Source organism: Quadrisphaera sp. KR29, from assembly GCF_052644995.1.
In genome coordinates, this window is sequence record NZ_JBQXXG010000013.1 from 90048 (window position 1) to 104171 (window position 14124).

Below are 14124 nucleotides of genomic sequence, written 5' to 3' on the forward strand. Positions count from 1 at the left end.
GCGGACCGGTCGCCGACCGGCCCATCGGGGAGCGCTCAGGCGCGCCGAGGGGTCAGGCGCGCCGGGCGCGGCGCTGCCAGGTGAACACCAGCCGGCGCAGCGCGTCGGCCTGCGCGGCGTCGTGGTGCAGCTGGACGACCAGCTCGCAGGCGTCGGGGTCCTGGGGCAGCCGCCCGGAGCGCAGCACGGTGCCGAACAGCTCGTGCTCGGTGACCTCGACGCCCTCCACGGCGTCGGCGGCGCCGTGGGCGACGTCGACCAGGGTCAGGCGCACGGCGACCGCCGCGCCCTCGGGGCAGTCGGGCCCGTCGCCGCCGCGCAGGTGCGCCCGCAGGCCCCCCTCGGAGAGGTCCTGCAGCTCACCGGCCGCGCTGCCCGGCTCGGGCAGCTGCCACTCCAGCACCACGCGCGCGGGGAACGGCAGGCTGGCGCCCGCCCTCACGAAGCTGCGGCGCTGCCGCACGTCGGCGCCCCCGGCGACCTGCAGCCACCACAGCGGCACGCCCTCGCGCACGCGGCCGCGCAGCACCACCGGCACCGCGACCAGGCCACGGGGACCGGGCCAGCTCAGCTCGAAGGGGTCGCCCTCGCGGGGCGGCTCCAGCTCCCCCCGGCGCGGGACAGGGGCGGACACGGCCACGGCGTCGCCGTCGACGTCCTCCACCACCACCGCGCGCGGGCGGTCCTGCCCGGCCTCGACCAGGCGCGCGGGGCTGCCGAGCGGCGGCCAGTCGACCTCGCGGCGCGGCGGCGGGGTGCGGTCGCGGGCGGGGCTCACCGCAGCTCCTGCGCGGCCAGGCGGGCGGCGAGCAGGGACACCCAGGTCTCCGGCGTCGCGGGGCGGTCCCCGACGAGCACCACGGGAGCGGGCAGGGCCAGCGCGGCCGCGGGGGCGGAGGTGACGTCGGTGTTGGTCAGCGCCAGGGCGTCCACGCCGCGGTCGCCGGCCACCGCGGCCAGCCAGGCGGCGGTGTCGTCCAGCCGGCGGGTGGCGTCGACCACGGCCCACACCTCGTCGGGCGCCAGCTGCTCGAGGGTGTCGGCCAGCGCCGATCGGACCGGCGGAGCGGCGCCGATCGGGGCGGGCAGCACCACGACGAGCGCGCGGCGCTCGGCGCGGGCGTCCTGCGCGGCCTCGTGCAGCTCCTGGCGGGAGGGCAGGCAGCGCTCGGGGGCCACCCCGCGCACCCGGCGGCCGAGGACCACGACGTCCTCCTCGCCCAGCCCCATGCCGGTGGCCAGGTGGTGGGCGACCGGCAGCGCGTCCTCCAGGTCGGCCAGGACGACGACGACGGGGTCGGCCACCGGCGCCCTGCTCGTGCGCACCGGGACGCTGCCGATGCGGCGAGCGAGCTCGCGCAGCGCCGCCGAGCGACCCGGCGGCAGGTCCCACAGCCACGGCACGGGCACCCCGAGGGCGGCGAGGCGCTGGGCCAGGCGGTCGGCGGAGCGGCGGTCGGGGGCGGGCTCGTGGACGGGGGCCGGCAGCGGGGCAGGCAGCGGGGCAGGCAGCGGGGCAGCCATCGGGACCGGGACCGCGGACGGCGGGCCGGCGAGGCTGGGCGCCCAGGCGCCGTCGTCGGCGGAGAGGGCCTCGACCAGCGGCGCCAGCGGCGCGAGCCGCGGGTCGGTCTCGGGCAAGCGCAGCACCGCGCTGCGCTCCAGCGCGTAGCCGGAGCCCTGGGGGCCGGCCGGCAGCGGCGCGAAGGAGCGCCCGACGCGGCGCGGCAGCGCGGCCGGCGCGGTCACCGCCGCTGTCAGCGGGGCGGGCAGCGGCGCGGGCGTCGCGGCCGGGGAGGGGGCGATGGGCGAGGCGCGCAGCCCGGGCACCGGCGCGGGGGGCGCGGCGGTGGCGATGGCGGTGGTGCTCGCGGCGCGCTCGTGGGCGGCGGCCGTGGCGGGCACGAGGTCGGGCGCCCCCGGGGACAGCTGCTCGGCCGCGTGGCCGGACGGCTCCTCGGCGTCGTGCGGCTCGACCCCGGCGGCCGGGGCGCCCCGGTGGGGTCCGGGCCGGGCGCCGAGGGCCTCCTCGGTCTCCCAGGGCGCGCGCCACGGCTCGACCACGGGGGTGTCCGGGAGCACCGCCGCGGCTGCGGTGGTCTGCTGGGGCGCGTCGTCGTGGTGCTCCAGCGGGTGCTGGTCCAGCGGCGGCTCGGGGTGCTCCCGGCCGGCGGCCGGGCCCTGCGCGAGGCGCCCGACGAGGGCGCGGCGCGAGCGGGGCGTGCTGCCGGGGGGCGGTCCGTCGACCCACGGGTCCTCGTCGGTCGGGGCCGGCGCGCCCGCCGGGGCGGCGGCGAAGGCCTCGGCCACGGCGCGGGCGGCGGGGCTGAGCGGCGCCCCGCCGGTGACGGCGCTGAAGATGGCGTCGAAGTCGTCCTCGAGCCCACCGGCGGCCGCCGGCGCCTGCGCGCGAGCCGGCGACGGGTCCGCGGCGGGGCGGCGGGCGGCGGGGCCCCGGCCGGAGCCGGGCCGTCCGTCGCCGTCCTGCTGCTCGGCCGCGGCCAGCAGCGCCTCGAGCCCGCCCGCCGAGGGGGCCGCGGCCGGCGCGGTGGAGGCCGGCGCGGGAGGAGCCGGGCGCGGCGCGCGGGCGGGAGGAGCGGGCCGGGCGGCGGCAGTCGTCGTCGTAGGACTGCCGGCGGGCCGATCAGGGGAGCCGGAGCCGGGGGCGGGGTCGGGGACCTCGACGGTCACCTCGAACTGCTCGCGGGCGAAGAAGCCCGCGACCCCGCCGACGCGCACGCGCTCGGCTTTGACGATCTTGACGTCGGCGCCGTGCTCGGCCCAGACCTTCTCGAGGAGCGGCTCGATGGCGGGGCCCTCAAGCAGCAACTGCTTCGGCGCCACTCACGACCCCCACCGTCTCGACGACCATCCCGGGGCCCGACACCTCGGAGTAGGACAGGACAGCGACGCCGGGGGTGGTCAGCGACACGACGCGACGCAGCGGGGCCCGCAGCGCCGGGGCGCACACCAGGACGGGAGACCACCCAGCGTCCTCGACATGACGGACCTTACGGGCCACCTCGTCCACGACGCGCTCGACACGCGCAGGGTCCATCGAGAGCTGCGGACCGGAGTCGGTCATGCGCAGGGTCTCCACGAACTGGTGCTCCAGCAGCGGGTCGAGGGTGAGCACGCGCAGCACGCCGTCCTGCACGTGGGGGGCGGCCACCGCGGGCCCGAGCGCGGCGCGGGCCGCCTCGACCAGGTCGGTGTGGGAGGCGCCGCCCTTGGCGCGCAGCGACAGGCCCTCGTAGATGCGGCCGAGGTCGCGCACGGCGACGCCCTCCTCCAGCAGCGACTGCAGCACCTGCTGCACCTCGCCCAGGGACAGCAGCGAGGGCACGAGCTCCTCCACCACGGCGGCGTCGGTGCTCTTGAGGGAGGCGGTCAGGGTCTTGACGTCCTCGCGGGAGATGAGGCGCGGGGCGTTCTTGCGGACGATCTCGGCGAGGTGGGTGACCAGCACCGAGGCGCGGTCGACCACGGTGGCGCCGGTGAGCTCGGCCTGGTGGCGCATCTCGGCGGGCACCCACTTGCCCTGCAGCCCGAAGACCGGCTCGACGGTGACCACGCCGGGCAGGGTCTCCAGGTCGTCGCCGAGGGCGAGCACCTTGCCGGGCGGGGCCTGGCCCACGCCGACCTCGACGCCGGAGATGCGCACGGCGTAGGAGGACATCGGCAGGTCCAGGGAGTCGCGGGTGCGCACCGGGGGCAGGACGATGCCGAGCTCCAGGGCGATCTTGCGGCGCAGGGCGCGGACCCTGTCGAGCAGGTCGCCGCCGGAGGCGGTGTCGACCATGTCCACGAGGTCGGGGGCCAGCACGATCTCGAGGGGGTCGACGCGCATCTGCTGCATGAGCTGCTCGGGGGTCTCGGCCGCGGGCGCCAGCGGGTCGACCTCGTCGGCGGCGTCCGCAGCGGCGGCCTCGGGCTTGATGCGCTGGGCCAGCAGCAGCAGACCGCCGCCGACGACGAGGAACGGCAGCTTGGGCAGGCCCGGGATGAGCGCGAGGGTCAGGCCGCCGACGCCGGCGATGCGCAGCGCGGTCTTGTTGCGCAGCAGCTGGGTGGCGGCGTCGGTGCCCAGGTCGGAGGTGGAGGTGGCGCGGGTGACGATGATGCCGGTGGCGATGGACATCAGCAGCGCCGGGATCTGCGTGACCAGGCCGTCACCGACGCTGAGCATCGAGTAGGTGTGCAGCGCGTCGGAGGCGTCCATGTCGCGCTGCAGCATGCCGATGGCGAAGCCGCCGATGAGGTTGATCAGGATGATGATGATGCCGGCGATCGCGTCGCCCTTGACGAACTTGGCACCACCGTCCATGGCGCCGTAGAAGTCGGCCTCGGCGGTGACGTCGGCCCGGCGCTGGCGGGCGGTGTCCTCGTCGATGAGGCCGGCGGCCAGGTCGGCGTCGATGGCCATCTGCTTGCCGGGCATCGCCTCGAGGGTGAAGCGGGCGCCCACCTCGGCGACGCGCTCGGCGCCCTTGGTGATGACCATGAACTGGATGACGACGAGGATCGTGAAGATCACGAGCCCGATGACGATGGACCCGCCGACGACGAAGTCGCCGAAGGCGTGGATCACGTCGCCGGCGTGGCCGTCGCGCAGGATGAGGCGGGTGCTGGCCACGTTCAGGCCGAGCCGGAACAGCGTGGCGATGAGCAGGACGCTCGGGAAGATCGAGAAGTCCAGCGGACGCTGCACGTACATCGCGGTCATCAGCACCAGCAGGCCGATGACGATGTTCAGCGCGATGAGGAAGTCCAGCAGCAGCGGCGGCAGCGGCACGACGAGCAGCAGGATGATGCCGATCACGCCCACCGGCAGGGCCAGGGTGCTCACGCGGCGGAAGTCCACGGGGGGTGCATCGGCAGTGCAGGCCGCCGCCTTGAGCCGATCGGGTGACCACCCGGCTGGAGCAGCGAGGGGTGCTGGCGGCTGGCCCGGAAGGCCGCGTGCCGCGCAGGGGTGCAGATCTTGGCGATCGGTCGGTCAGCGACGGTGCCAGCGCCGACCGATCGCCAAGATCTGCGAGCGGCGTGCCGTCACAGCGCCCGGCGCAACCGCCAGGGGATCCGCATCGGGTCGAAGGTGTCGTCCCAGGTGAAGCGCTCGACGTCGCCGCCGCTGGCCAGCACGTCGCTGGCCTTGTCGCGGTCTCGGAACGCCGCCCCCGGGCTCCCGTGAGGTCCCCTCCCGTCGGCCTCGACGAAGAGCGGTCCGCGCTCAGGGCGCCGCCGGCGCGCAGGGTCGATGGTCATGTCAGGGCGGGCGTACACCCGGCCCGCAGCGTCGCGCAGCCGCTGCTGGAGCCGGTCCGGGGCGAGGTGGCCGTCGACCATGCGCAGGCGCACCCGGCTCTCCAGCGGTGACTCGGCGTCCGGGTCGGCCAGCTCCCACAGGTCGTCGACCTGGCGCCAGCCGGAGCGTCCACGAGCCAGCTGCCGCGCCGCCGCCAGCTGGGCTCGCGTGGCACCGCGCCGCAGCGCACCGTCGAGGACCGCCAGTGCGGTCGGCCGGTCGACGGCGGGCACGAGGTCGGCCAGCGTGCGCACCAGCGAGGTGGCGCGCAGGCCCCGCGGCGCGACGACGTGGTCAGCCGCGAGCGACCGGACGTGCACCCGCAGCCCCGGCCTGGCCCGGAGCTCTCGGCCCGGTGGGACCACCACGGTCACGCCGTCCCAGCGCGGCACGCCGACCACGCCCAGCTCTACCGCGGCGCTGTCCGCGCCGAGCACCGCGTGCGGCAGCACCAGCGCCGCGGCCTGGTTCCAGGCCCGCATGAGGTCGTTGGACGCGTCCGGCCCGGTGTGCACCGCCACCATGCGCGTCCCCTGCAGGGGCGTGCGCCAGCCGTCGCGGCGCCCGACCTCGTGCAGGCGCGCGCGGGTGAGTCCTGACGCCAGCAGCTGGTCCGTGCTGAGGACGCCGCGCTGGGCGCGGGCGAGCTGCGTCAGCAGCGGTGGCAGCGAGGTGTCGAAGAGGAGTTCCACGCGCCGCAGGTTCGCGGCGCCCGGGCGCTGGGCGTCGTCGTCGCCCTCAGGCCTGTGGGCCGGGACCTCCAGCGGAGGGCCTGTGGGCGGACGAGACGCAGATCTTGGCGATCGGTCGGTCACTGCGGCACCACTCAGCCACCGAACGCCACGATCTGCGTCGGCGAGTGCGGACGAACCGCCCCTCAGCCCGCAGAGGGCAGGCCGCGCAGCAGCGGGTGGTCGGGCACCTCGACCTCGACCGGCGCCGGGTTGGCGTGCAGGCCGGAGGCCGAGCCGCGCTTCTTCAGCGCCATGACGAAGGCGAGCACCTGCGCGACCGCGACGTAGAGGTGCATCGGCACCTCCTGCTCCAGCTCGCACGCGGCGTACAGCGCACGGGCCAGGGGGACGTCGGAGACCAGCGGCACGCCGGCCTCGGAGGCGGTGGCGCGGATGCGGGCGGCGAGGTGGCCGGAGCCCTTGGCGACCACGCGGGGCGCGCCGCGGCTGGGCTCGTACTTCAGCGCCACGGCCACGTGCGTCGGGTTCACCAGGACGACGTCGGCCTCGCCGACGGCGGCCATCATGCGGTTGCGGCTCATCGCGCGCTGCTTGCCCTTGATGGCGGCCTTGATCTCCGGGTTGCCCTCGCTGGTCTTGTGCTCGTCCTTGACCTCCTGCTTGGTCATGCGCAGGTCCTTGGACGTCTTGGCCTTCTGCACCGCGAAGTCGACGGCGGCCAGCACGATGCCGGCGACCACGGCGGTGCGCACCAGCGAGGCGGCGCCCGACGTGGTGGCCGCCATGGTCCCAGCCAGGGAGAGCCCGCCGCCGGCCATGAGCTGCGGCACCAGGCCCTGCACGGTCATCCACAGCACGGCGCCGATGAGCGCGGTCTTGAGGAGGGACTTCACCAGCTGCCACAGGTTGACGGCGCTGAAGAGGTTCTTGACGCCCTTGAGCACGTCCAGGCGCTGCCAGTTGGGCTTGGCCGCCTGGGTGGCCAGCACGAAGCCGCCCTGCCCCACCGAGGCCACCACGGCGACGACCACGGCGACGGCGAGCAGCGGGGCGACGGCCGGCACGACCGCCGCCCCGCCGTCGGCCAGGGCCTTCACCATGAGCGCGGGCTCGGGGTCGGCCGCCACGGCGTCGAGGGACTCCAGCAGCACCTGCAGGCGCTCGCGGGTGGGCCCGACCACCACCGGGATGATCGCGACGATGATGCCGAGCCCGGCCCACGCGCCCAGGTCGGGGGTCCGGGCGATCTGGCCCTTCTTGCGGGCCTCTGAGAGCCGTTTCGGTGTCGGCTTCTCGGTCTTCTCCCCGCCGCCACCTCCCGCGCTCACGGGGCGACCGCCCGGTCAGCCGGCGTGCCGGCGGCGCCCAGCAGGAAGCTGGTGGCGGCGTCAGCGGCACCGGCGTCGTCCCCGGCGGTGGCGGTGGCCGCGGTCTGGGTGCCGGCCTGGTCGGCCATCGCGTCGACCACGGAGGGCAGCGCGGCGACCGTCATGGCGGCCAGCGACAGCGTCACCAGGATCTTCAGCGGGAAGCCGAGGGAGAACGCCTGCAGGGCGGGCGCGGCGCGGGTCAGCAGGCCTAGGCCGACGTCGGTGAGGAAGAGCACCGCCAGCAGCGGGCCCGCGATCTGGATCGCGGACAGGAACATCTGCGTGGTGCCCTCGACCACCAGGCGCGCCAGGAGCGCGGAGGAGACCTGCTCCTGCAGCCCGAGCACGCGGAAGGTCTGCACCAGGCCGTGGAAGATGACCAGGTAGCCGTCGGAGGCGAACAGCAGCACCACGGCGGTCATCTGGTAGAGCCGGCCGAAGACGGCGGCGCCGGTCTCCATCTGCGGGTCGTAGGCGGTGGCCGCCTGGAAGCCGCCGAACAGGTCGAGCAGGTTGCCCGCCGCCTGCACCGCGGAGAAGACGAGGTAGCACAGGAAGCCGAGCGAGGCCCCGACGAGCACCTGCGACAGCGCCGCGAGCACGAGGTCGGCCGTGGACAGCGAGAGCGCGGTGAAGTCCATCGAGGAGCCGACGGCCAGGGTGATCCCCAGCGCGAGGAGCACCTTGACCTGGTTGGGGATGGCCTTGTGGGAGAACGGCGGGGCGATGGCGAGCCAGGCGGAGACCCGCAGCAGCACGAGCAGGTGGCCGGCGACGGTGGTCAGCGCGATGGTGGGCAGCTCCACGGGTCCCCTCCTCTCAGCCCATCGCCAGCAGTGCGGGGATCCGCTCGAACAGCCCGGTGGTGAACTCGTTCATCTCCGCGAGCATCCAGCTGCCCGACAGGACCAGGACGACGGCGACGCCGATCGCCTTGGGCACGAAGGACAGCGTCGGCTCCTGGATCTGGGTGACCGACTGGAACAGCGAGACGATGAAGCCGATCGACAGGGCGACCAGCAGCATCGGCGCGGCGAGCTTCGCGGCGATGATCATCGCCTGCACGGCGATGTCGATGACGGCGGCGTCCATCAGCGGTAGCTCCCCACCAGGGCCGTCACGACCAGGCCCCACCCGTTGACCATGACGAACAGCAGCAGTTTGAAGGGCAGCGAGACGGTCACCGGCGGGAGCATCATCATGCCCAGCGCCATCAGCCCGGAGGACACGACGATGTCGATGACCAGGAACGGGACGTAGACGACGAAGCCGATGATGAAGGCGGCCCGCAGCTCGGAGAGCACGAACGCCGGGACGAGCGTGGTCAGCGGGACGTCGGCCGGGTTCGCCGGGTTCGGGCGGTCGGCGGCGCGGGTGATGAGCGCCAGGTCCTGCTGACGGGTCTGGTGGAGCATGAACTGCTTGAGCGGCTCGGCCGCGGCCTCGAACATCTGGCCCTGGGTGATGCTGCCGTCCAGGAACGGCTGCACGGCGTCGGTGTTGATCTGCGTGATGACCGGGGCCATGACGAACAGCGAGAGGAACAGCGCCAGGCCGGCGAGCACCTGGTTGGGCGGCACCCCCTGCAGGCCGAGGGCGTTGCGGGTGATGCTGAGGACGACGACGATCTTGGTGAAGGCCGTCATCATCAGCAGCAGCGCGGGCGCCACCGACAGCAGGGTGATGGCGAGGATGAGGACGATCGAGGTGCTGGGCGTCCCGTCGATGCCGTTGACGGCGACGGTGAAGCCGGCTCCCCCGGGGCCCTGGGCCCCGGTCGGTCCGCCGGGACCAGCGGGCCCTGCCGCGGCCCCTGCCGTCAGCAGGGCGGTCATCATCGCCGGGTCGTCCTCTCGCGGAGCACCTCGAGCGCCGAGGTCCAGGTGGCCGGGGACAGCGCCGAGCCGGCCAGCGCGCTGCGCTGGGGGGCGGCGCCCACGGTCGCCACGGCCCGGGCGGGCGCGGCGGCCGGGGTGAACCCGGTGGTGGTGACGGGCGTGCGCACCTCGCGGACGCCGGCCGCGGGGGCGGGGACCGCCTCGGTGGCGGTGAGCTCGACGACGTCGGCGGAGGCGGCGGGCCGCTCGAAGTCGGCCAGCGGCAGGCGCGCCAGCAGCTGCACCTGGGTGTCGGTGACGCCGACCACGAGGGCGTCGTCGCCGACGCGCAGCACCGAGACGCCGGCGGAGCGGGTCAGGGACTGGCGGGCCAGCACCGTGAAGCGGGAGGCGTCCACGGTGCGGCCGGCGCCGCGGCGCCTGGCGGCGCGCTGGAGCGCGTAGACCAGGCCGAGGACGAGCGCGAGGGAGACCGCGACGCGGACGACGAGGGGCAGGATGTCGGTGGAGCCCATGGCTTCCTCAGTCCTCCGCGCCGGGCTCGACGATCTCGGTGATGCGCAGGCCGTAGTCCTCGTCGACGACGACGACCTCGCCGCGGGCGAGCAGCCGGCCGTTGACCAGCAGGTCGGCCGGCGCGCCGGCGGCGCGGTCGAGCTCGACCACGGAGCCGGGCGTGAGGGCCAGCAGGTCCTTCACCGACATCCGGGTGCGGCCCAGCTCCACCGTGACCACCATCTCCACGCCGCGCAGCAGCGCCATGCCGGCGCGGCCGGCGGCGTTCTGGACCGGCACGGCCGGGCCGGTGGGGACGCCGGAGGGGATGGCGGTCTGGGCGAGCAGCAGGCCCACCCAGACCACGACCTCCTGCGCGGCGGAGTTCGCGTCCACCAGCGGCACCCACAGCGCGTCGGGGTCGGCGACGGCGGCGGCCACGTCCACGGCCTGCACCGCGCCCGGCACCGAGGGGCCCATCGCGGTGACGGCCGCGCGCAGCGCCGGGGCGATCGCGTCGACCACGGGCAGCGGGCCGCCCTCCGCGCCGGCGAGCGCCTCCTCCAGGGAGGGGTCGACGATGACGACCAGGCTGCCCGAGACGGCGCCGGTGAAGGCTGCCGACACGGCGGTGCCGTCAGCGGTGGGGGCCAGCGAGCCGTCGGAGGGGCCGACGGCCAGCGTGGCGCTGGAGGGGAGCTGCTCGGCGGCGACGGCCGCCGCCGCCAGCAGCGCGCTCTGCGCGGCCTGGACGGCAGCGCCGTCGGTGCGGGCGTCCGTGGGGGTGGTCATCGCGTCTCCTCATCAGGGTTCACCACGAGGCAGGCCAGGCGGGTGCCGCTCGTGCCGGGCACGGCGCGGGCGAGGGCGACGTCGTTGGTGACGACGTCGAGGGGGCGGGCGGTGGGGTGGGGCAGGTGCAGGACGTCGCCCACCGCGAGCGCGGTGACGGCCTGCACGGACAGCGACATCGGCGTCATCCGGACCGACACGTCCACGGGCAGCTCGGGGACGGTGCGGGAGAGCACGTCGGCGGCCTGGGCGCTGGTGCGGCGCTCCTCCTCGGTGCCGTCGTCGTCGCCGCGGGCCTCGGTCAGGCGCGCCAGGACGGGGTTGAGCGGCAGCATCACCGACATCTCCGCCGGCTCGGCGTCCTCGCCGAGGGCGATGGTGAACCCGGCCACGAGGACGACGTCGGCGGGGTTGGCGAAGGTGAGGAACTGGGAGGTCTGGTCGACCTGGGACAGCACCGGCGCCATCGGCACGGTGCTGTGGAAGGCGGCGCCGAGGTCGGCGAGCAGGCGGCTGGTGAGGCTCTCGATGAGCCGGCCGTCGATGTCGGTGAGCTCGCGCTCGGGGTCCAGCACGGCCGCCTCGACCACGCCGTGGCCGCCGAGGAGGAAGTCCAGCGCCGTCATGACGGTGGCGGCCTCGAGCACGACCAGGCCGCTGGGGCCGCCGGCCTCGGTGCGGAAGGTGAGGAAGGCGCCGTGGGCGGGGGTGGTGGCGAGGTGGTCCTCGAAGCTGCGCGCGCCCACGCCGGTGCACACCACGGTGCAGGTCTGGCGCAGGCGGGTCAGCAGCGTGGTGGAGAAGGACCGGGCGAAGGCCTCGAAGGAGACCTCCAGGGCCCGGGTGTGCTCGCGGGCCAGGGCGGTGGGCCGCGTGAAGTCGTACGGGCTCACCACGCCGCGACGCCGCTTGCGGCGGCCGGGCGCTGCGCTCGGGGTCTGGACGGTCACAGACCAGTTGTCGGCAGGACGGGTGACGGAGTTGAGCCGTCCGGGGGACCTTCTTGCGGTCCGGCTCAGACGACCGTCAGGTCACTGCATGACGTACTGGGTGAGGTACACGTCCAGCACCTCGTCGTCGTAGGCCTCCTTGACCTTCTCCACCAGCTCGGCCTTGGTGGCGTCGCGGCCCTCGGGGCTGCTGATCTCCTCCATGGGCTTGCCGCTGTAGGTCTCGATCACGGCGTCCAGCGCCTTGCTGCCGTTGACGCCCTCGGCCACCGAGCTGCTCTGCTGCAGCGCGATGCCGATCTTGAGGAAGTGGCCCTCGGCGAGGTTGACGCTGATGGGGTCGAGCGCGGTGACCTCGCCCAGCTCGGCCTTGGCGGCGGCCTCCTCGGCGGCGGCCTGCTCCTCGGCGGTGGGCGGCGCCTTGGGCGCCAGCACGAGGAAGTAGGCGGCGCCGCCGGCACCCATGAGCACGATGACGGTGACCAGGATGAGGACCAGCTTGCTGGGGCCCTTCTTCTTGGGGGCCGCGGTCTCGGCGGTGGCGGTGGCGGTGGCCATGGCGGGCGTCCTGTCCTTGGTCGAGGTGCTCGGGCGGGGGTCCTGGGCGCGGCGGGTGGGCGTCTCGGTCATGGGCGGTCTCAGTCGTGGCCGGTGGGGGCCGCTTCGGCTTCGGCGGCGAGGTGCGGGACGGCGCCGACGTCGGCGGAGGGCTTCACACCCGACGGCGCGGCGCCCTCGCTGGCGGCCCTGACCGCGGCGCTGGTCGCGGCCTCCTCGGCCGTGGGCGCCTTGGCGAGCAGGACGATGTCGACGCGGCGGTTGCCCTCCAGGGCGCGCGGGTCGTCGTCGGGGAAGAGCGGGTGCTGGTCGGCCATGCCCGTCAGGCGGAGGCGGTCGGTGGGCACCCCGTCGGTGGCGAGGCGCAGGAGCACCGAGGTCGCGCGGGCGGCGGAGAGCTCCCAGTTGTTGGCGTAGCGGCCGTCGCTGATGGCGAGGTTGTTGGTGTGCCCCTCCACGGCGATCTGCCGGTCGTTGCCAAGCAGCAGCGGGGAGACGACGTCCAGCACGCGCAGGCCGGCGGGCTCGATGGTGGCGCTGCCGTTGGCGAAGAAGACGTTGTTGGCGGCCACGCTGATGACCAGCCCGCGCTCGGTGACGGTGGTGGTCACCTGCTCCAGCAGGTCCTGCTGGCGCAGCTGCTCCTCCACCTGCTGCTGCAGCCGCTTGAGGTCGTCGACGTCCTTGGCGGCGTCCTCGGCGGCCTTGCCCTGCGTGCTGCTGATCTGGGTGTCGGAGGCCGCGTTGGAGCCGCTCATCGCGCCGGAGCCGACGTCGACAGGGGTCTGGGTGGAGCCGTCGACGACGCCGGAGCCGCCGTCCGTGGGGAGCACCTCCTGCCCGAAGCCCTCCGCGAGGGAGGTCTTGAGCTCGAGGTACTTCTTCTGGTCGACGTTGCTCATCGCGAACAGCACCAGGAACAGGGCCATGAGCACCGTCATCATGTCCGCGTAGGACACGGCCCAGCGCTCGTGGTTCTCGTGCTCCTCGTGCTCCTCGTGCTTCTTGCCGCGCTTGCCGCCGTGCCCTGACATCAGGCGGCTTCCTTGGCCTTGGCCTTCGCCTCCGGGACGAGGCTGCGCAGCCGCTGCGCGACCAGGCGGGGGTTGGCGCCGGCCTGGACGGCCATGAGGCCCTCGACGACCAGCTCCATCTGCGCGCACTCGGTCTCCGAGAGCCGCTTGAGCCGGGCCGACAGCGGGAGGGCGATGATGTTGGCGGAGAGCAGGCCCCAGAAGGTCGCGACGAGCGCCGCGGCGATCATGTGACCGAGCTTGGTCGGGTCGGCCAGGTTCTCGAGCACGTGCACCAGCGAGACGACGGTGCCGATGATGCCGACGGTCGGCGCGAAGCCGCCCGCCGTGCCCCAGAAGCCGGCGGCGATCTTGTCGGTGGACTTCTTCGTGGCGATCCTCGCCTCGAGCATCTCCCGGAGGTCCTCGGGGTCGGCCCCGTCGATGGCCGACTGCAGCCCGTCCTTGAGGAAGGGGTCCTCGACGTCCTTGGCGGCGTCCTCCAGGGCCAGCAGGCCCTCGCGGCGCGCGGTCTCGGCGAGCTTGACCAGGGTCTCGATGGTCTTGGTGGGGTTGGTCGCCTTGCCCGTGAGCGCCTTGATGGTGCCCTGGATGATGAAGGGGAGGTCGGCCATGCGGGAGCCGGCGAGCGTCGCGCCGAGCGTGCCGACGATGACCAGGGTCATCGCTGGGATGAGGATGACGGACATGGGGCTCGAGCCCTCGAGGATGATCGCCAGCAGGATGCCGCCGAACGCGAGGGCGAGCCCGATGAGGGTCGCGGGATCCATCAGACCTCCTCAGGAGCGGACTGGCGCGAGACCACGCGCAGGCCCGGGACGACGTGCAGCTCGGGGCGCCCCTCGGAGCACGGCTCCGGGGCGGGGACGGCGCTGACGGGCTCGCGCAGGCTGCGGGCGCTGGCGACCACGCTGGCGCGGTAGTCGCGGACCAGCTCGATCACCTCGCCGACCGACTCCGCGACGAGGTACTTGGTGCCGTCGATGAGCGTGAGGACCGTGTCGGGGGTCGCCTCGACCCGCTCGAGCAGGTCGGGGTTCACCGCGAACGCGGCCCCGGTCAAGCGCGTGACGAGGATCATGGC

The 14124-nt window shown here is 74.7% G+C and carries 15 protein-coding genes; all 15 read right to left on the reverse strand.

The genetic code is table 11. The annotated features are described in order from the left end of the window. Positions 1–52: 52 nt before the first annotated feature. The 15 genes from ACUN9U_RS12990 to ACUN9U_RS13060 all read right to left on the reverse strand — a co-directional run bounded on the left by ACUN9U_RS12990 (position 53) and on the right by ACUN9U_RS13060 (position 14121). The gene (locus tag ACUN9U_RS12990; RefSeq protein WP_445485416.1) at positions 53–778 is read right to left on the reverse strand and encodes a PilZ domain-containing protein; all 726 of its coding nucleotides are present in this window, start codon (positions 776–778) and stop codon (positions 53–55) included. After that, entirely contained in the window at positions 775–2844 is a 2070-nt protein-coding gene (locus ACUN9U_RS12995) for a hypothetical protein (protein ID WP_445485417.1), read from the reverse strand. The genes ACUN9U_RS12990 and ACUN9U_RS12995 overlap by 4 nt, the downstream gene beginning before the upstream one ends. Continuing rightward, positions 2819–4864: a flagellar biosynthesis protein FlhA gene (locus ACUN9U_RS13000; protein WP_445485418.1), complete on the reverse strand. Its 2046-nt coding sequence runs from the start codon at positions 4862–4864 to the stop codon at positions 2819–2821. Before ACUN9U_RS13000 ends, ACUN9U_RS12995 begins: the two co-directional genes overlap by 26 nt. A 188-nt stretch (positions 4865–5052) precedes the next feature. Then, positions 5053–6000: a hypothetical protein gene (locus tag ACUN9U_RS13005; RefSeq protein WP_445485419.1), complete on the reverse strand. Its 948-nt coding sequence runs from the start codon at positions 5998–6000 to the stop codon at positions 5053–5055. Positions 6001–6185: 185 nt separating this feature from the next. Then, positions 6186–7331, reverse strand: coding sequence for an EscU/YscU/HrcU family type III secretion system export apparatus switch protein (locus tag ACUN9U_RS13010; protein WP_445485420.1), 1146 nt, complete (start codon positions 7329–7331; stop codon positions 6186–6188). After that, positions 7328–8179: a flagellar biosynthetic protein FliR gene (locus ACUN9U_RS13015; protein WP_445485421.1), complete on the reverse strand. Its 852-nt coding sequence runs from the start codon at positions 8177–8179 to the stop codon at positions 7328–7330. Before ACUN9U_RS13015 ends, ACUN9U_RS13010 begins: the two co-directional genes overlap by 4 nt. Positions 8180–8192: 13 nt before the next feature. Further along, on the reverse strand, positions 8193–8465 hold the full coding sequence (locus ACUN9U_RS13020) for a flagellar biosynthetic protein FliQ (RefSeq protein WP_445485422.1): 273 nt from the start codon (positions 8463–8465) through the stop codon (positions 8193–8195). After that, positions 8465–9211 (reverse strand): flagellar type III secretion system pore protein FliP, encoded by a 747-nt coding sequence (gene fliP / locus ACUN9U_RS13025; protein WP_445485423.1) that lies wholly within the window; start codon positions 9209–9211, stop codon positions 8465–8467. The genes ACUN9U_RS13020 and fliP overlap by 1 nt, the downstream gene beginning before the upstream one ends. Further along, positions 9208–9726 carry a flagellar biosynthetic protein FliO gene (locus tag ACUN9U_RS13030; RefSeq protein ID WP_445485424.1) on the reverse strand — a complete coding sequence of 173 codons (519 nt, stop codon included), beginning with the start codon at positions 9724–9726 and terminating at the stop codon, positions 9208–9210. The genes fliP and ACUN9U_RS13030 overlap by 4 nt, the downstream gene beginning before the upstream one ends. Positions 9727–9733: 7 nt before the next feature. After that, complete coding sequence (gene fliN / locus ACUN9U_RS13035; RefSeq protein WP_445485425.1) at positions 9734–10498, reverse strand: flagellar motor switch protein FliN; 765 nt, start codon at positions 10496–10498, stop codon at positions 9734–9736. Beyond that, positions 10495–11448 (reverse strand): flagellar motor switch protein FliM, encoded by a 954-nt coding sequence (locus tag ACUN9U_RS13040; RefSeq protein WP_445485426.1) that lies wholly within the window; start codon positions 11446–11448, stop codon positions 10495–10497. The genes fliN and ACUN9U_RS13040 overlap by 4 nt, the downstream gene beginning before the upstream one ends. An 81-nt stretch (positions 11449–11529) precedes the next feature. Then, complete coding sequence (locus tag ACUN9U_RS13045; protein ID WP_445485427.1) at positions 11530–12078, reverse strand: flagellar basal body-associated FliL family protein; 549 nt, start codon at positions 12076–12078, stop codon at positions 11530–11532. Positions 12079–12086: 8 nt separating this feature from the next. After that, the gene (locus tag ACUN9U_RS13050) at positions 12087–13040 is read right to left on the reverse strand and encodes a flagellar motor protein MotB (RefSeq protein ID WP_445485428.1); all 954 of its coding nucleotides are present in this window, start codon (positions 13038–13040) and stop codon (positions 12087–12089) included. Further along, positions 13040–13810: a motility protein A gene (locus ACUN9U_RS13055; protein WP_445485429.1), complete on the reverse strand. Its 771-nt coding sequence runs from the start codon at positions 13808–13810 to the stop codon at positions 13040–13042. The genes ACUN9U_RS13050 and ACUN9U_RS13055 overlap by 1 nt, the downstream gene beginning before the upstream one ends. Continuing rightward, positions 13810–14121, reverse strand: a complete 312-nt coding sequence (locus tag ACUN9U_RS13060) for a flagellar FlbD family protein (RefSeq protein WP_445485430.1) — start codon at positions 14119–14121, stop codon at positions 13810–13812. Before ACUN9U_RS13060 ends, ACUN9U_RS13055 begins: the two co-directional genes overlap by 1 nt. Between the last annotated feature and the right edge of the window lie 3 nt (positions 14122–14124).